This window comes from Rhodococcus sp. 077-4, from assembly GCF_047782425.1.
Taxonomy (GTDB): Bacteria; Actinomycetota; Actinomycetes; order Mycobacteriales; family Mycobacteriaceae; genus Rhodococcoides.
Window position 1 is genome coordinate 711,701 of record NZ_JAJPWC010000003.1, and the last position, 15,610, is coordinate 727,310.

Sequence of the window (15,610 nt, forward strand, 5' to 3'; positions counted from 1 at the left end):
AACTGTTTCCTTACGTGGTGGGGACAGCGGTCTCGCGGGCGAGCCGTCGGAGTAGGCCGACGGGTTTCTTGATGCCGTAGGCAACGATGGTGGCGCGGCCGTCGTCGTGACTCCACTTCAACAGCGCGGATCCGTTTTCGACGGAACCTTCGACGACGGTCGGCTCTCCACGCAGTGGGAGAGGGCCGACGACCTTGATGGACAGTCCCATGATCTCGGTCCAGAAATAGTCGTCGGTGGGTGCGCACGTCGGCTCCACACCGAGCGCGGATGCAGCAGCCACTTTGCCCTGCGCGACGGCATTGGACCAGAACGGGGATCTGCTAGAGGCCGTCCCGAAGTAGGTGACATCGCCGGCAGCAAAGACATCGGGAACCGTTGTTGCGCAGCGCTCGTCGACGCGAACGCCGTGTCGATCCGCAATTCCGCTTCCCTCCAGCCACCCCGTCTCGGGCACGTCCCCAGCGCAGGTGACGACCAGATCCGCCCGCAGAGTTCGGTCCGCGAGCTCGACGCCGACCACGGGATCACCGATCAACGTCACCGGACGCTCTACACGAACGAAGTCGACCGACGCCGATTCGGCTCGGGCCGAAATCGCCTCGGACAGAAACGGTCCGAGAAGCCGCTCGAGCGGAGGATCGACATCGACGACGATGGCGGCGATATCGCGAGCAGCGCAGGCACTGGCGACTTCCATGCCCAGAAAACCGGCACCGACGACGATGGCAGTTCTTGCCTCGTCCAACCGTGGCCGAAGTGCACGCACGTCGGCGAAAGTCCGCAACACGATCTCGCCCGATTGATCAGGATCGGCAATGCGACGTGCGGCGGCTCCGGTGGCCACGATCAAGGCATCGTAGGGAATGTCGGCGCCCGCAGCGGTGCTGACGGTGCGGGCGTCGGTATCCACCGACACCGCCCGGTCACCGACAGAGGTGATGTCGAGGTCCGAGAGATCCCATGTTTCTGCCTCGGCCACTTGATCTTTGAGCACATGCTTCGACAGCGGCGGCCTGGCGTAGCAACCGTCGGGATCGGCTCCGATCATGGTGATCGCACCCTCGTGGCCGCGGGCGCGAAGTTCACGAACTGCGGTACATCCTGCGACGGAGTCTCCGACGACGACGATCCTGCGATCAGCCGAGCTCACGCCTGTTCTCGCAGTGCCGCAACCGGACACACGCCGATGGCCGATCTCGCCGATGCCGCGAGGTCGTCGGGAACGTCGTTGCCGTCGAAGGCGTAGTGCAGTTCGCCCTCGTCGTCCAGACTGAATACCTTCGGAGCTTGTTCGGCGCAGATTCCGTGGCCCTCGCACCGGTCCCAGTCGACGTCGATTCTCATAGCCCTGTCCCTTCTGCGGCCACCAATTTCAATGGCAGCTGTTCGTATCGGTGAATGACGTTGTTGACGGCCCGTTTCGGTGTTCCCGAAGGCACGAAGCGTTCGACCCGACGCGCGAGCACTCGGAGCATGGTCTGTGCTTCGAGGCGCGCCAATCCTTGGCCTGCGCAGCCGTGTGTGCCCGATCCGAAGCCGAGCTGGCGAGCCGCATCGCGGGTGATGTCGAACGCGTCGGGGTTGTCCCATTCCCTCTCGTCGCGGTTTGCCGATGCGTAGATCACCAGTACGCGTGCGCCTCTCGGGATTCGCGATCCGTCGATCTCGACGTCACGCACAGCTCGGCGGGAGAAGGCCCTGATGGGCGACTCGAACCGAACAACCTCGTTGACGGCGTTGGGAATCAGATCCGGGTCCTGCCGGATCGCCTGCCACTGCTCGGGGTGCCGAGCGAACAGGTCGAGTGCACCGGAGATCGCTCCGATGGTGGTATCGAGCGAGGGGCCGAGGTAGTCGATCATCAGCGCCGGGCACGCAGACTTCTCGATCTTGTTCTCGTCGGCCGCTTTCAGAACGTCGTCGCCCATACTTCCGGGGATCACCGATCGTTCTCGCACGACCCGGCGGGAGAAGGCCAGCATCTCGGTTGCACCCTTCACCGCGGTGACCGAGTGCCTGTTGACGGGACCCAGGGAGTCGAATGTCGCTCCCGCCCAACGAAGAAGCTCCTCACGTCCGTCCTCGGGCCAGCCCACGAGATCGGGCACGATCGACATCGGCAGTGCCGTCGCGAGATCGTCGACACCGTCGACGAACTGCTTGCTCAATGCGGCGTCGACGATGCTCTCCGCCTTCTCCTCCACCGCGGTCTTCATCTTTCGGACTGCTTTGGGAGTCAGGCGGTGAGCGAGTACCGAACGCTTCGTTGCATGCTCGTCGCCGTCGCTGTTGAGCGTCGTGCCGCGGCCCAGCCTGTTGGCCACGGGATTGAGCGCGACGCCGTCCCCCGAGATAAAGGTCTCGTCGTCGAGCAGCACCGCCTTGCAGTCGGCATACCGCGAGATCGCGAATACCTGCTGGTGCGGCAGCCACACCACCGGCCCGAGCTCTCGCAACCTGGCGTAGTGCGGATACGGATCGAGAATGGCCTCGGTGGAGTACAGGTCGGTGCGGTACTGCGAGATCGAAACGTTCGTTGTCATCAAGTCCTCGATGCAGCCGTGGAGGGGTTCACTGCCGCTCACCCACTCAGTTAATGACGATATCGTCACCCATGAGGACGTCGCCAGTCAAGTATTTTGACGAAATCGTCATATCAGGCAGCAGATAGGCTGTCCTCACAAACCCGTCGAGTAGGAGCAGACCGTGGCCGAAGGCAACCGTGTCGAGCGCCGAAAGGCGCGCACCAGAGCCGCCCTCGTCAAGGCCGCGCAGGGATTCCTGGCGAGCGGCAACACCAACGCACCCGTTCTCGAGATCACGCAGGCCGCCGACGTCAGCAACGGATCGTTCTACAACTACTTCGAGACCAAGGAAGAGTTGTGGCAGGCGGCCATCGACTCGGCCCTCGAATCTGCCGGTGACTACCTCGACTCGCTCACTGTCGGCCTGAACGACCCGGTCGAGAAATTCACCCAGTCGTTTCGGTTGTCCGGACGCCTCTTCCGCCTCGAGCCGCAACTCAGTCGCGTCCTGCTGAACTCCGAGGCTGCGGCCTTCGCCGCAGCGGGGGGCCTGGCACCGCGTTCACGCCGCGATATCGAATCAGCCGCTGCCGAAGGACGGTTCGATGTGAACGACGCAGATGTCGCACTCGCAATCGTCGCCGGTTCCCTGCTGTCCCTGGGACGCCTGTTGCTCGCCCAACCCGAGCGAGACGAGGCGGCCACCGTGGACGATACGACGCAACGCGTCCTACGGGCACTCGGAATCTCCGCCGAGGAAGCCGAAACACTGTGCAGCCGAGCACTTCCGACGTCCTACAGCGGCGGAGTACACGCAGCTATCGACCCCACCTCCATCGGGAGCAACCCGGATCACTGACGTTCCGCGTCAGGCGGGATCTATTGACATTCGATAGATAGCTACCGATACTCGTTCCATGTCCATTGGAATTCGAGCGGTCGTGATACCGCTGCGCCTCTTTCTCGCCGTCCTGTTCGCTGTCCTGGTGCTGTTCCAGGTGATGTCGTTGCCGGGCCAGTTCGCGCACATGGCCCAGGAATCACCCGAATCCGCGTACCTACGATGGCCACTGACCATCGTGTCGATCTTCTGGGTGCTGTGCATACAAGCAGTCGTCGTAGCCACGTGGAAGCTGCTGACGATGGTCGCCCGCAACGCTATTTTCACCAGAGCGTCACTGATCTGGGTCGACGTCATCACCTGGTCGATCGTGGCCGCGTGGGTCGTCCTCGTCGGTGTTTTCCTCTACGTCGGATTCGGAGCCGACGACCCCGGCCTTCCACTGCTCCTGTTCCTGCTGGTGGTCATAGTCGCCGTGGCAGGACTGCTGATGATCGTCATGAGAACGCTGCTCGGCCAGGCCACCGAACTGCGAACCGACATGGACGCGGTCATCTGATGGCCATCGTCGTTCGGATAGACGTCGAGTTGGCCAAGCAGAAGATGAGCGTCGGCGAGTTCGCAGAACGCGTCGGCCTGACTCCCGCCAACGTCGCGGTGCTCAAGAACGGGCGGGCCAAGGCAGTACGACTGAGCACCCTCGACGCCATGTGCCGAGTCCTGATCTGCCAACCGGGCGACCTACTGGAATGGGTGGACGAATGAGTGAACCGAAATCGAAGCGCCGCAACAACATCGAAGCGCTCTTTGCCGTCGCGATCGCGACGCTCGGGGGTGCGGCGTTCGTCCTCGGCGGGGCCGACGATTCCCCCGGCCTGCAGTTGATCGGAGTCCTGCTCGTGCTCTCGGCCGGCTGGATCTCGATCCGACGCTGAGGCTGCTCAGCCGATCACCGGCCAACGATCCTTGGTCAGGTCGTCGAGCTCTGCTTGCATGGCCGAGTGAACGCGGTGCGCGAAATCCTCGGCCGACTCGTCCGGCTCGGGACGCATGGGCGCGAGGACCGACGTCTGGAGCTTGGTCGGAAGTGGAATGTACGGAAGCAACCCGACCACGCCCAGATTCACGCCCCAGGGAATGGACACCGACAGCGGAACAGTCTTGACCCGAAACGCCGATTTGTGCAATCGGAGTGCTTTGGCGATACGTTTCCCGCTGCTGAGAACCAGGAGAGATTCACCCGCGCCGGCAGTGACCACCGGGACGATCGGGACCCCTGCCTCCATCGCCAGACGGGCGTAGCCACTGCGCCCGGCGAAGACGATCTCGTTGCGTTGCCGCCACGACTTCAATGCATCGAGGTCACCGCCGGGGAAGACCAGAACGTTGTGGCCCTCCTCGAATGCATCGAGAGCGGTCTGCTTGTCGGCGGGCCGAGCACCGAAGGGCTCGAGCAATTTTCCTGCACGTAGTGTCCACGCGATCTGGTGCGTCAACGCGATCAGTTCCCTGGACAGCTTCAGATCGTCGTACGCCGCCGAGAAGGCGAACACGTTCAGATCGATCACGCCACCGAACCCGTGATTGCACACGAACAACACGGGCTCGTCGGGAACCGGTTGCGCGACCGACACTTCGAGCCGATTGTAGAGACGGACGGCATTGATTCCCAGGGCCCGAATCGCGCGAGGTACTTTGTGCATGCGCGCACTCTAACCGGACGCACCCGCATTCATACCGGGTTCGATCACCGCCTTGTGACTTCGACCCAACCAGTCCCTCGTCGTATGGCGTCACACCGAATCGGTATAGCGAAAGCCGTTGTGTATCGGGGTGCAGTGGTGAAGATTCGTCAGTGTTGTCGTTCACTCGAGCGACCGAACGGAGAGGTCGTAGATGCCAGCCCATCCCATTCGGCACATCGCCGTCATGGGCGTGTCTGGATGTGGTAAATCCACTGTTTCACAACTTCTTTCGGTGGAATTAGGTGCCGCCTTCTCCGATGCCGACGACCATCATCCCGAGGTGAACATCGACAAGATGAGACGTGGGATTGCGCTCGACGACGCCGATCGCGCACCCTGGCTTCACACCCTCGGCACATGGGTCGCGCACCACGATCGTCTCGGAAGTCGCACGGTGCTGGCCTGTTCGGCCCTCCGACGTAGCTACCGCGAGCAGCTTCGGTCCGCGGTCCCCACAGTGGTGTTCGTTCATCTCAGCGGAACCCGCGACGCGATCTCGGCCAGGCTTCGGGCTCGCACAGGCCACTTCATGCCGCCCGAACTCCTCGATTCCCAGCTGTCGAGCCTCGAACCACTCGGTCCCGACGAAGCCGGCGTGACGATCGACATCGATCACACTCCGACCGAGCTCGTTCACCGAATCCTCGACGCACTCGCACTCCCACGAAAGGTATCGCCGTGACCGGCCACCACATATTCGACGTCGACGGCAAGATCGCACTCGTCACCGGCTCGAGCCGCGGGATCGGTCTCGCACTGTCCACCGGGCTCGTCGAGGCAGGCGCGGTGGTCGTACTCAACGGCAGAGATGCCGAAGCCCTCGAGAACACCCGCGCCCGCCTGGCCGAGCACACCGGTGCAGCCGTCCACGCGTACGCATTCGACGTCACCGACTCGGCTGCAGTCGCGCAGGCCGCCCGAAACATCGAGAACGAGGTAGGGCCGGTCGAGATCGTCGTCAACAACACCGGGGTGCAACATCGCGCGCCGTTGCTCGAGTTCACCGATGACCACTTCCGGCGAGTCCTCGAGACCAACCTCAGCAGCGCCTTCTACGTCGGGCGTGAGTTCGCGCGAGCCATGGTTGCTCGCGGGCACGGCAAGATCGTCAATATCTGCTCGGTCCAGAGCGAGCTGGGCCGCCCCGGAATCACACCGTACGCGGCGAGCAAGGGCGGCTTGAAGATGCTGACCCGCGGCATGTGTGCCGATCTCGCGCCCTACGGTCTCCAGGTCAACGCGCTCGCACCCGGCTACTTCGACACCGAGCTCACAAAGCCCTCGTCGACGACGCGGACTTCACGGCATGGCTGGCGAAACGGACGCCCGCAGGGCGGTGGGGACGTACCGAGGAACTGGTGGGCTCGCTGCTGTTCCTGGCTTCGCCCGCCTCCGACTTCGTCAACGGGCAGATCCTGTACGTCGACGGCGGCATGACTGCCGTCGTCTGAGAGAAACGAGAAGTCGATGACAGTTCCCCGCATCCACCTGGGACCCCAGGACAACGCCGATGTCGCTGCGGCAATTACGGCCGCCGGCGGCATTCTGGGCCCGTTGGACACCGCCGACGCCTTGGTCTGGACGGCCGGACCCGACCACTTTCCCTCCGACCTTCCCGATTCGATTCGTTGGGTTCAACTCTCCTCGGCTGGAGTCGAGGCCTGGATCGAGAGCGGAATCGTCGACGACTGTCGGGTATGGACCTCGGCCGCAGGTGCCTACGCGCGAACGGTGGCCTCGCACACGATCATGCTGCTGTTGGCCGGAGTTCGAGGTCTACCGGAGCAGCTCGCCGCAACCTCCTGGCGAAAGGACGAATTCGACCCGCGGGTAGGCACTCTCGACGGAACAACGGTCGCGATCGTCGGCTGCGGCGGCATCGGCCGCGCCCTCATCCCGTTCCTGCACGCGGCAGGCGCAGATGTACTTGCTGTGACGCGATCAGGAGTCCCCGTAGCCGGTGCGATCGACACGCTGCCTGCCGAGCGAACCGGCGAGGTGTGGACTCGCGCAGACCATGTCGTCATCGCAGCTCCGGCCACGAGTGCCACCGCCCACCTCGTCGATGCCGCCGCCCTCGACGAGCTCGGACCGAAGTCATGGGTCGTCAACGTCGCCCGCGGATCGCTGATAGACACCGAGGCAGCAACAAAAGCACTACAGGACAACAGAATAGGTGGACTCGCCCTCGACGTCACCGATCCCGAACCACTCCCCGCCGGACACCCACTGTGGTCCTTGCCGAACGCCATCATCACCCCGCACATCGCCAACCCGGCGTCGGGACTGTCGTCGGCGCTGGCGAAGCACATCGGCCGGAACGTCGAGAAGTTCGCCGTCGGTGACGAATTGGCTGCCCGGATCGATCTGTCCCGCGGGTACTGACGCTCAGTCAGCAGGCTTGGAGTGCACTGTCACGTAATCGGCGAGCACGGTCCGTAGCACTTCGCGGACCGCCTCGGCCGGTTTCGAGAGCGGTTGGTTCGCCGGTGTGCCGAGCGATACCTGAACCTGGATGGACGGTTCGATACGACGAAGCTCCAGGCCTTGTACGTTCATCATTCGGCGGGCGACCGACAACGGCAGAATCGTTGCGCCCAAACCGCTTCGGACCGCCTGCGCCATCAGGGTGACCGATTCGACTTCTCCGACGATCTTCGGCTGCGTCAGAGTGGTCTCGAACGCCAACTCGACCATCTTGCGGATGGTGTGCATGCGTCCGGGAAGCAGAAGTGGCACGTCGGCGAGCTCGAACAGAGAAACGGCACTTCCTGTCTCCCCAGGCAAACCCGTGCCCGACGGTGCCACGACCATCAGCTCTTCGGTGAGCAACCGTTCGAACGTGACTCCTTTGATCGGACCAGCGTCGTAGAGCAACGCCATGTCCATCCGTCCGGTCATCATCGCCTCGCTGAGCACACCACCGAAGTTCTCGTTGATATGCAACAAAATGCTCGGATAACGTGCCCGCACGGCAGTCAACAGTGGCAGCGCAATGGCCGTGACCGTACTGTACGGCGCGAGCCCCACGGACACCCCGCCTGCCAATTCCCTTCCCACGACGCTGACTTCGGCTTGAGCGCTCTCGACCTGACGCAGAATCACCTGTGCGTGGCGGTACAGCGCACGACCGGCATCGGTCGGCTCCACACCCTGCTTGCTTCGTATCAGAAGTTGCTGCCCGAAATGCGATTCGAGTGCCGTCATCTGCTGACTCAATGCCGGTTGCGCAATATGTAGAAGGTCGGCCGCGCGGGTGATGCTGCCGGCGTCGACGATTCGAATGAAAGAGAACAGACGTCGGGTATCCATGGGCTACAGGGCCTCCCGTCGGTCTCGATCATCGGCATTCACGAACATGTTTCCTCACCGTTTCAGACGAACGACAGCAATGTACCGATTTGCGGCACAGCGGCCGGTGCGGGACACGAAACCCCACGTCAAGGAGCATATGCCTTTCCTATTACATCACTACGAACGGGTATTAACGCGGAATCGTCGTTCCTGCGTAGCGTCCACAACACGAACACGACAGTGAGCGTTCGACCTTCCGACGCTTCCGGTTCACCTTCCGAAAGGCACCGCAGAAATGGCCATCAGTATCGATCTCGTCGCAGATCTGGGCGAAAGCTTCGGCGCGTGGACAATGGGCGACGACGAGGCGCTTCTCGATGTGCTCACCTCTGCCAATATCGCGTGCGGATTCCACGCAGGCGATCCCCGCACGATGGACACCACTGTCCGTCGCTGTGTCGAGCGCGGTATCGGTATCGGTGCCCACCCCAGCTTCCCCGATCTCGCCGGGTTCGGCCGCCGAGCAATGGACCTCACGGCGGACGAAGTTCGCACCGACATGCTGTACCAGATCGGCGCTCTCCAAGCCTTCGCCTCGGCACACGGAACCACCGTCTCGCACGTCGCTCCCCATGGACGACTCGGCAACCTGGTCGCCACCCGCCGCGACTACGCGACCGCTGTCGTCGACGCCGTGCTCTCGGTGGATCCGGCACTGATCGTGCTGGCCCAGGACGGTTGCCTCGCCGACGAAGCGCGAGCACGAGAGATCACCGTGGGCATCGTCGGCATCGCCGATCGGGCGTACCGGTCCGACGGCACCCTGGTACCTCGTAGCGAAACCGGCGCGGTCATCGACGATCTCGATCAACTCGTCCGGCGCACAGTCCGAATGGTGAAGGACGGCATCATCGACGCGGTCGACGGCACCCCGATCCCGATCTCGGCAGACACTGTGTTGCTGCACGGTGACAGCCCGGGCGCTGTGGATGCTGCGGTGGCGATCCGTGCCGGCCTCCTCGCCGCAGGTATCGAGATCGCCCCCCTGGGTCGGGTACTCGAAACCAGGCGGACGGCATGACTGCCCTCGCTATCGCCGACTGCGGCGACTCCGCACTGCGCATCACCTCTGCGGCAAGCACACCGGACGAGCAATGGCGAGAAGTTCATCGCATTGCTGCTGCGGTGGATGCCGCGGGCATCACCGGAGTCCTGGGCACCATCGCCACCTACGACGCAGTACTCATCGAATTCGATTGCGCAACAGTCTCTCACCACGATCTTCGTGCAGTCGTATCCGAGCTCGACACGATGACCTTCGGCGCAGCCCGGCCGCCGCGTCGATTCGAGGTTCCCGTCGTGTACGGCGGGGAACACGGACCCGACCTGGCCGCTGTGGCCACGCTGCTCGACGTGAGCGAAGCCGACGTGATCGACCGGCATTGCGCGCGCCCACTCACCATGCGCTGCTACGGATCCCCCGGGGGTGCGCCGATGCTCGACGGGCCCCAATTCGGACTACCCATCCCGCGTCGCGCCAGCCCACGCGCCAGCGTTCCCGCCGGAGCCGTCGCGGTAGCCGGTCGACAGGCCGTCGTCTCTGCGCGACCGGCACCGGGCGGATGGCAGGTCATCGGCCGCACACCGGTGACGTTGGTCGATATCGCGCGTGATCCGATTTCCGTGTACGCACCCGGCGACACGTTTCAATTCTTTCCGATTTCCATCGCCGAGTGGGGCGATCACCATGAACTGTGAACGCTTCTCCCGACGCGGAACCATCACCGTCCGCACACCGGGCTTGTCGGTCCTTCAGGATCTGGGACGCCGCAGTGGCAGCCGCATCGGACAGATGACCGGCGGCGCTCTCGATCAATACAGCGCGCGGGCCGCCAACACTCTCGTCGCGAGCGATCCCGACGCGCCACTGATCGAGGTGACCGCACTCGACTTCGCGGCCACCACAGACACCCACATGCTCATCGCCGTCACCGGCGCGCCCGCAGACATCCGCGTGGACGGTGTGGCAGCACAGCAGTGGGAACCGCTGGTGTGGCCCGCGGGCAGCACACTCACCGTGACCAACATTCGCCGTGGCCTACGCAGTTACATCGCGGTGCACGGCTCGGTTCACGTCGACCGCCTCCACGGCAGCTGCGCGCCCGATACCGTTCTCGGATTCGGACACCCCTTCGCCGGTGCCGACCGCATCGAGGTCGATGTGGACAGCGCACCGATCCGTCACCCGCACTTCGACATTCCGCTGTTCCGCGTGGGCGCGACGCAACCGGAATTCGGCGACACCTGGACGATCCCGGTCACCGACGGTCCCGACATCGGGGACTTCGGCGACACTGCCGATCGTCTGTTCGCGGCCGAATACACCATCGGCAACGCGAGCAACCACATCGGCCTCCGTCTCGAGCCCTCCTCCGATCAGCCTCTACCGCAGCGTGTTACCGCGTCGGAGATGCTCTCTCGCGGCGTACCCATCGGGGCCGTCGAAGTTCCGACCGGCGACGAGCTCCTCATCCTCCACAGGGGGCGCGGAGTCACCGCCGGTTACCCGGTCCTGGCCGTCGTCACCACGATCGGCCTCGACCGGCTCGGCCAGGCTCGTCCTGGAAACAAGGTCACTTTCACCCGGGTGGGCATCGCCGGCGCAGTCGAAGCCCACCGAGCCCGGCAGCGCAGTCTCGATCAACTCCGCAGCCGCGTTCGCACTGTGTTCGATGCTCTGTCGATCCCGAATCACATCAGCCATTCACAAGACCCGCGCACTGCCCTCACACTGGAGTCAGCATGACCAACTCACTCATCCCGGACAACACCGACACAGCACCCGCACCCCCGGATCCCCAGAAGATCCGCAAGGTCGTCGCCGCCGGCTGCGTCGGCATCTTCGTCGAGCTCTACGACAACGGCATCTTCGCCTTCATGGCCACCGCGCTCGCAATCGTCTTCTTCGACGTCTCCAAATCCTCCGACGCCCTCATGCTGGTGTTTGCCGGCTACGCGATCTCGTTCTTCGTCCGCCCCCTCGGTGCCGTCGTCTGCGGCATCCTGGGAGACCGCATCGGCAGGCAGAAGATGCTGGTGTTCGTCATCCTGCTCATCTCCGTCGCCACCGCGGGCATCGGGTTGCTTCCCACCTACGAGGCCATCGGCATCGCAGCTCCGGCACTGCTGATCTTCCTGCGCATTCTGCAGGGCTTCTCCGTCGGTGGAGAGGCCGCGGGTGCGATGACGTTCCTGGCCGAGCATGCCCCGGCGAACAAGCGCGGTCAGATCACCAGCTATGCCCAGATCGCGTCGTTCCTCGCACTTCTCACCGGCACCATGGTTGCCTTCGCGATGTCGCCGTGGCTCAACGAAGCGGCCATCAACGGCGGCGGGATCGCAAGCTGGGCCTGGCGTGTTCCGTTCCTCGTCGCAATCCCGATGGGCGTCATCGGTTGGTACATCCGCAAGGCGATCAGCGACACCCCCAACTTCGAGAAGCTCAAAGCCGAAGGCGGACTGTCCCGAAACCCGCTCAAGGAAGCGTTCTCCTCACCCGAACACCGCCGCGCCATGATCCTCGCTCTGTTCATTCCTCTGATGAACGGCTCGGGCTACTACGTCCTGTTCTCGTACATGCCCACCTTCCTCAAGGGCGACAAGATCGGATTCCCCACCAGCACCGCCCTTTTGGTCACCGCGGTCTCTCTGGTCGCGATCTGCATCGCGATTCCCTTCATGGGCGCATTGTCCGACCGCATCGGCAGGAAGAAGGTCATCGCCGGTGCCGCCGCGGCCATGGCAGTGGCGGGCATCCCGTGCTACGCCTTGATCGCAACAGGAAGCCTCCCGCTGGCCATCCTCGGAGCCTGCATCATGGCGGTCATCTTCGCCGGTCACACGGCCGTCATCCACATCCTCATCGTCGAACTCTTTCCCACTCGAGTTCGCTATTCCGCCTACGGCCTCGGCTACAACATCTCGTCGGCGCTCTTCGGCGGCACTGCTCCACTGCTGATGACCTGGCTGATTCCGCACTTCGGGATCTACGTTCCTGCGTTCTACGCGGTGATCACCGCCCTCGGCACCCTCCTCGCCGTCAGCACCATCACCGACCGCGCCCACCAGCCACTGCGCGACACTCTCTGAGGAAGCAGCATGACTTTCAGCGACTACCAGACCGCACTCGTCACCGGAGCCAACACCGGAATGGGCGCTACTACAACCGAACTGCTCACCAAGCGCGGCCTGACCGTCTACGGCGTAGCGCGCAACAAAGAAAAGCTCGACGACATCGCCGACCGCACCGGAATGATCCCCCTTGCCGTCGACATCAGTGATACCGCGGCCCTCGCCGAGGCCGTCGCGGGCCTCGAGATCGACATCCTGATCAACAACGCGGGCGTCTCGGCCACCGGCAACATTCTCGACGCGTCCGAAGAGTCGATCGACGCCATGGTCGACGTGAACCTGCGCGCGGTGTTGCACCTGTGCCGGTTACTCCTACCCGGCATGGTCGAGCGCGATCTGGGCCACGTCGTCAACATCAGCTCGATCGCAGGCCTGTACAACTTCTACGGTCACACCGCGTACCACGCCACCAAAGCAGCGGTGCATCAAATTTCTCGGCAGCTGCGAAACGACACCAAGGGCAAAAGGATTCGGGTGACGGAGATCTGCCCCGGACGCGTCGAGACCGAGATCTTCGGACGCAACCTCGGCGGGACACCCGAGGCGATGCAACAAGCCTGGGACACCTTCTACGAGGGATTCGAGTCCATCACCACCAAGGACATCGCCGACGCCATCGAGTTCGCAATCGACGCACCCCGACACGTCAACATGGGCATGATGGAAATAATGCCGACATTCCAGGTGCCCGGCGGTCTCGACTTCGTCCGACGCAATGACTGACTCGACCACCATCCCGGTCACGACCCTGGGGGTAGTAGCGCACGCCGCGAACGACCTACGCGTCGAGCAGATTTCGGTACGTGCGCCTCGAGCTGACGAGGCCGTCGTCGAGGTGGCGTTCGGTGGCGTGTGCGGTTCCGATCTGCACTACTGGACCCACGGCGCGGCCGGGGAGTCGATTCTGCGGGCCCCGATGTTGCTCGGGCACGAAGTCGTCGGCACCGTGGTCACCGCCGCCCCGGACGGCTCGGGCCCGAGCTCGGGTACGCGCGTCGCCGTGCACCCGGCCACCCCGGCACCGGGAGCATCCCGTTACCCGCAGGATCGCCCCAACCTGTCGCCCGGGTGCACCTACCTGGGCAGCGCGGCACACTTTCCGCACACCGAGGGAGCGTTCGCGAAGTACTCGGTACTTCCGACCCGCATGCTCCGACCGCTTCCGATCGGCCTCGACTTCCGCACCGCCGCGGTTGCGGAGCCGGCCGCGGTGGCCTGGCATGCCGTCGACAGGGCCGGCGAGGTGGCGGGCAGGAGAGCACTGGTCATCGGCTGCGGACCGATCGGCGCACTGGTGGTAGCAGTGTTGAAGCGAGCGGGGGCGTCGTCGATCACCGCGGTCGACGTACACGAGTTTCCTCGCAGGATCGCCGCCGAGCTCGGAGCGACCGCCACCCTGGATGCGGCCGACTCCGACGCCATTGCCGCAGCAGACGCGGATGTGGTGATCGAGTGCTCCGGCAACCGATTCGGGCTGGAGTCCGCCATCCGCGGCGCAACTCGCGGTGGCCGGATAGTGATGCTCGGCCTGCTTCCCACCGGGATGCAACCGGCTCCCCTGTCGCTGGTGATCACCCGTGAACTCGAATTGGTCGGATCCTTCAGATTCAACGGCGAAATCGACGAGGTGCTCGGCGCACTGGCCGACGGCTCGCTCGATGTGGGAGCCGTCGTCACCCACGTCTTTCCCGCCGATGATGCTCTGAAAGCCTTTGCCGTCGCAAAAGATTCGGCTGCATCAGGCAAAGTACTTCTCGAATTCTGACTCGACCTCGCCTCTTCACAGGAGATTGCCATGTCCTCCCAGACCCTCGCCTCCCGCGTCACTCGCATGCGCGAGTCACCCAGTGTTGCTGCTGCCCAACGTGTCCGAGAACTCAAAGCGCAGGGCCGCGCCATCCTCGACCTGACTGTCGGCGAACCGGACTTCGACACGCCCGAGCACATCAAACGTGCGGCAGTGGCCGCAATGAACGACGGCCTGACCAAGTACACGCCTGTCAACGGAATCCCTGCCTTGCGAGAGGCGATCTCCAATCGACTGCACCTCAAGACGGGACTGGACTACGACTCCAGCCGCATCACGATCGGCGGCGGAGCCAAGCAGGTGATCTTCCTGGCGCTCATGGCAACCGTCGAGGCAGGCGTAGAAGTCATCGTTCCGTCACCGTACTGGGTCTCCTATCCGGACATGGTCGCCGCTCACGACGGCACACCGGTTGTCGTGGACTGCCCCGAGTCGGAGCAGTTCCTGCTCACCCCCGAACGACTCGACGCGGCCATCACCCCGGCCACACGTTGGGTCATCCTGAACACTCCGTCCAATCCCACCGGGGCGATCTACACCGCTGAGCAGCTGGCAGAGCTGGCCCGGGTGCTCGATCGGCATCCGCACGTCCATATCCTGTCCGACGAAATCTACGACGAGATCACGTATCTCGATGCACCCGTTCCCACTTTGTTGGCCGTCGCCCCACATCTGCGCGACCGAGTGTTCCTCACGAACGGTGTCTCGAAGTCCTACGCGATGACCGGGTGGCGTCTGGGCTACGGCGTCGGGAATCCCGAGTTGGTCGGTGCCATCAACAAACTGCAGTCACAGTCCTCGTCCTGCCCCTCGTCGATCAGCCAGGCGGCAGCGGCCGAAGCTCTGGCCGGCGATCAGAGTTTCGTCACCGAATCCGTTGCCAGCTACCGTCATCGCCGCGACGTCACCTTCGAGTTGCTCGATCGGATCGACGGCCTGAAACCTGTTCTCCCGCAGGGTGCATTCTATCTGTTCGTGGGTTGCACGGGCCTCATCGGTGCCACCACCCCCGGCGGCACGGTTCTGAAAAGCGATCAGGATGTCGTGCTGTACCTGCTCGATCATGCGTCCGTCGCCACCATCCAGGGCTCGGCATACGGAGCGGAAGGCTACTTCCGCGTCTCGTTCGCCACGTCCGAAGCCACGCTGCGTGCAGCATCCTCGGCCATCTCCGAAGCTGTTTCCGCCCTCACTCGATAGGAAA

Annotated in this window: 18 protein-coding genes and 1 pseudogene; 14 read left to right on the forward strand and 5 right to left on the reverse strand. The window is 63.8% G+C overall.

All coding sequences use genetic code 11. From position 1 onward, the window contains the following. Nucleotides 1–10 precede the first annotated feature (10 nt). From ACNEOT_RS19815 to ACNEOT_RS19825, 3 genes are read right to left on the reverse strand one after another with little or no spacing between them, the layout of a single operon-like run. Nucleotides 11–1,153 (reverse strand): NAD(P)/FAD-dependent oxidoreductase, encoded by a 1,143-nt coding sequence (locus tag ACNEOT_RS19815; RefSeq protein ID WP_415976171.1) that lies wholly within the window; start codon nucleotides 1,151–1,153, stop codon nucleotides 11–13. Beyond that, complete coding sequence (locus ACNEOT_RS19820) at nucleotides 1,150–1,347, reverse strand: ferredoxin (protein ID WP_415976172.1); 198 nt, start codon at nucleotides 1,345–1,347, stop codon at nucleotides 1,150–1,152. Before ACNEOT_RS19820 ends, ACNEOT_RS19815 begins: the two co-directional genes overlap by 4 nt. Next, nucleotides 1,344–2,546, reverse strand: a complete 1,203-nt coding sequence (locus tag ACNEOT_RS19825; RefSeq protein ID WP_415976174.1) for a cytochrome P450 — start codon at nucleotides 2,544–2,546, stop codon at nucleotides 1,344–1,346. The genes ACNEOT_RS19820 and ACNEOT_RS19825 overlap by 4 nt, the downstream gene beginning before the upstream one ends. 163 nt (nucleotides 2,547–2,709) lie before the next feature. Between ACNEOT_RS19825 and ACNEOT_RS19830 the strand changes: the two genes are divergently transcribed. The 4 genes from ACNEOT_RS19830 to ACNEOT_RS19845 are packed head-to-tail and all read left to right on the forward strand — an operon-like array spanning nucleotide 2,710 to nucleotide 4,304. Then, nucleotides 2,710–3,387, forward strand: a complete 678-nt coding sequence (locus tag ACNEOT_RS19830; RefSeq protein WP_415976175.1) for a TetR/AcrR family transcriptional regulator — start codon at nucleotides 2,710–2,712, stop codon at nucleotides 3,385–3,387. A gap of 58 nt (nucleotides 3,388–3,445) precedes the next feature. Further along, a complete protein-coding gene (locus ACNEOT_RS19835) occupies nucleotides 3,446–3,928 on the forward strand; it encodes a DUF2975 domain-containing protein (RefSeq protein WP_415976177.1) in 483 nt (160 codons plus the stop codon). Then, nucleotides 3,928–4,134, forward strand: coding sequence for a helix-turn-helix domain-containing protein (locus tag ACNEOT_RS19840; RefSeq protein WP_415976179.1), 207 nt, complete (start codon nucleotides 3,928–3,930; stop codon nucleotides 4,132–4,134). The genes ACNEOT_RS19835 and ACNEOT_RS19840 overlap by 1 nt, the downstream gene beginning before the upstream one ends. Further along, entirely contained in the window at nucleotides 4,131–4,304 is a 174-nt protein-coding gene (locus ACNEOT_RS19845) for a hypothetical protein (RefSeq protein WP_415976180.1), read from the forward strand. The genes ACNEOT_RS19840 and ACNEOT_RS19845 overlap by 4 nt, the downstream gene beginning before the upstream one ends. 6 nt (nucleotides 4,305–4,310) lie before the next feature. Here ACNEOT_RS19845 and ACNEOT_RS19850 read toward each other — a convergent pair whose 3' ends face one another. Next, a complete protein-coding gene (locus ACNEOT_RS19850; RefSeq protein WP_415976181.1) occupies nucleotides 4,311–5,072 on the reverse strand; it encodes a 1-acyl-sn-glycerol-3-phosphate acyltransferase in 762 nt (253 codons plus the stop codon). Nucleotides 5,073–5,298: 226 nt separating this feature from the next. On the opposite strand from ACNEOT_RS19850, the gene ACNEOT_RS19855 reads away from it, so the two are divergent. The 3 genes and pseudogenes from ACNEOT_RS19855 (at nucleotide 5,299) to ACNEOT_RS19865 (ending at nucleotide 7,499) form a co-directional block, all read left to right on the forward strand. Beyond that, nucleotides 5,299–5,796 (forward strand): gluconokinase, encoded by a 498-nt coding sequence (locus tag ACNEOT_RS19855; RefSeq protein WP_415976376.1) that lies wholly within the window; start codon nucleotides 5,299–5,301, stop codon nucleotides 5,794–5,796. Further along, nucleotides 5,793–6,565: pseudogene (locus ACNEOT_RS19860) on the forward strand (SDR family oxidoreductase). The gene ACNEOT_RS19855 and the pseudogene ACNEOT_RS19860 overlap by 4 nt, the downstream one beginning before the upstream one ends. Before the next feature lie 16 nt (nucleotides 6,566–6,581). After that, complete coding sequence (locus ACNEOT_RS19865; RefSeq protein WP_415976182.1) at nucleotides 6,582–7,499, forward strand: D-isomer specific 2-hydroxyacid dehydrogenase family protein; 918 nt, start codon at nucleotides 6,582–6,584, stop codon at nucleotides 7,497–7,499. A 3-nt stretch (nucleotides 7,500–7,502) separates the two neighbouring features. Here ACNEOT_RS19865 and nac read toward each other — a convergent pair whose 3' ends face one another. Continuing rightward, entirely contained in the window at nucleotides 7,503–8,426 is a 924-nt protein-coding gene (gene nac / locus ACNEOT_RS19870) for a nitrogen assimilation transcriptional regulator NAC (protein ID WP_415976183.1), read from the reverse strand. A gap of 277 nt (nucleotides 8,427–8,703) precedes the next feature. On the opposite strand from nac, the gene ACNEOT_RS19875 reads away from it, so the two are divergent. Genes ACNEOT_RS19875 through ACNEOT_RS19905 form a run of 7 tightly spaced genes read left to right on the forward strand, consistent with a single transcriptional unit; the run spans nucleotide 8,704 to nucleotide 15,606 of the window. Then, nucleotides 8,704–9,489 (forward strand): LamB/YcsF family protein, encoded by a 786-nt coding sequence (locus tag ACNEOT_RS19875; RefSeq protein WP_415976184.1) that lies wholly within the window; start codon nucleotides 8,704–8,706, stop codon nucleotides 9,487–9,489. After that, complete coding sequence (locus ACNEOT_RS19880) at nucleotides 9,486–10,166, forward strand: 5-oxoprolinase subunit B family protein (RefSeq protein ID WP_415976186.1); 681 nt, start codon at nucleotides 9,486–9,488, stop codon at nucleotides 10,164–10,166. Before ACNEOT_RS19875 ends, ACNEOT_RS19880 begins: the two co-directional genes overlap by 4 nt. After that, the gene (locus ACNEOT_RS19885; RefSeq protein ID WP_415976187.1) at nucleotides 10,156–11,214 is read left to right on the forward strand and encodes a biotin-dependent carboxyltransferase family protein; all 1,059 of its coding nucleotides are present in this window, start codon (nucleotides 10,156–10,158) and stop codon (nucleotides 11,212–11,214) included. Before ACNEOT_RS19880 ends, ACNEOT_RS19885 begins: the two co-directional genes overlap by 11 nt. Next, the gene (locus ACNEOT_RS19890) at nucleotides 11,211–12,557 is read left to right on the forward strand and encodes an MFS transporter (RefSeq protein WP_415976189.1); all 1,347 of its coding nucleotides are present in this window, start codon (nucleotides 11,211–11,213) and stop codon (nucleotides 12,555–12,557) included. The genes ACNEOT_RS19885 and ACNEOT_RS19890 overlap by 4 nt, the downstream gene beginning before the upstream one ends. A gap of 9 nt (nucleotides 12,558–12,566) precedes the next feature. Then, nucleotides 12,567–13,322 (forward strand): SDR family oxidoreductase, encoded by a 756-nt coding sequence (locus tag ACNEOT_RS19895; RefSeq protein ID WP_415976191.1) that lies wholly within the window; start codon nucleotides 12,567–12,569, stop codon nucleotides 13,320–13,322. Continuing rightward, nucleotides 13,315–14,364 carry an L-idonate 5-dehydrogenase gene (locus tag ACNEOT_RS19900; protein ID WP_415976193.1) on the forward strand — a complete coding sequence of 350 codons (1,050 nt, stop codon included), beginning with the start codon at nucleotides 13,315–13,317 and terminating at the stop codon, nucleotides 14,362–14,364. The genes ACNEOT_RS19895 and ACNEOT_RS19900 overlap by 8 nt, the downstream gene beginning before the upstream one ends. Before the next feature lie 30 nt (nucleotides 14,365–14,394). Then, nucleotides 14,395–15,606 carry an aspartate transaminase gene (locus tag ACNEOT_RS19905; RefSeq protein WP_415976195.1) on the forward strand — a complete coding sequence of 404 codons (1,212 nt, stop codon included), beginning with the start codon at nucleotides 14,395–14,397 and terminating at the stop codon, nucleotides 15,604–15,606. Nucleotides 15,607–15,610 lie beyond the last annotated feature (4 nt).

Coding starts and splice junctions, on each gene's coding strand:
- ACNEOT_RS19820 (WP_415976172.1), bottom strand. CDS start 1,347: ATGAGAATCGACGTCGACTGGGACCGGTGCGAGGGCCACGGAATCTGC.
- ACNEOT_RS19825 (WP_415976174.1), bottom strand. CDS start 2,546: ATGACAACGAACGTTTCGATCTCGCAGTACCGCACCGACCTGTACTCC.
- ACNEOT_RS19850 (WP_415976181.1), bottom strand. CDS start 5,072: ATGCACAAAGTACCTCGCGCGATTCGGGCCCTGGGAATCAATGCCGTC.
- ACNEOT_RS19855 (WP_415976376.1), top strand. CDS start 5,299: ATGGGCGTGTCTGGATGTGGTAAATCCACTGTTTCACAACTTCTTTCG.
- ACNEOT_RS19900 (WP_415976193.1), top strand. CDS start 13,315: ATGACTGACTCGACCACCATCCCGGTCACGACCCTGGGGGTAGTAGCG.
- ACNEOT_RS19840 (WP_415976179.1), top strand. CDS start 3,928: ATGGCCATCGTCGTTCGGATAGACGTCGAGTTGGCCAAGCAGAAGATG.
- ACNEOT_RS19865 (WP_415976182.1), top strand. CDS start 6,582: ATGACAGTTCCCCGCATCCACCTGGGACCCCAGGACAACGCCGATGTC.
- ACNEOT_RS19880 (WP_415976186.1), top strand. CDS start 9,486: ATGACTGCCCTCGCTATCGCCGACTGCGGCGACTCCGCACTGCGCATC.
- ACNEOT_RS19845 (WP_415976180.1), top strand. CDS start 4,131: ATGAGTGAACCGAAATCGAAGCGCCGCAACAACATCGAAGCGCTCTTT.
- ACNEOT_RS19905 (WP_415976195.1), top strand. CDS start 14,395: ATGTCCTCCCAGACCCTCGCCTCCCGCGTCACTCGCATGCGCGAGTCA.
- ACNEOT_RS19895 (WP_415976191.1), top strand. CDS start 12,567: ATGACTTTCAGCGACTACCAGACCGCACTCGTCACCGGAGCCAACACC.
- ACNEOT_RS19835 (WP_415976177.1), top strand. CDS start 3,446: ATGTCCATTGGAATTCGAGCGGTCGTGATACCGCTGCGCCTCTTTCTC.
- ACNEOT_RS19890 (WP_415976189.1), top strand. CDS start 11,211: ATGACCAACTCACTCATCCCGGACAACACCGACACAGCACCCGCACCC.
- ACNEOT_RS19875 (WP_415976184.1), top strand. CDS start 8,704: ATGGCCATCAGTATCGATCTCGTCGCAGATCTGGGCGAAAGCTTCGGC.
- ACNEOT_RS19885 (WP_415976187.1), top strand. CDS start 10,156: ATGAACTGTGAACGCTTCTCCCGACGCGGAACCATCACCGTCCGCACA.
- nac (WP_415976183.1), bottom strand. CDS start 8,426: ATGGATACCCGACGTCTGTTCTCTTTCATTCGAATCGTCGACGCCGGC.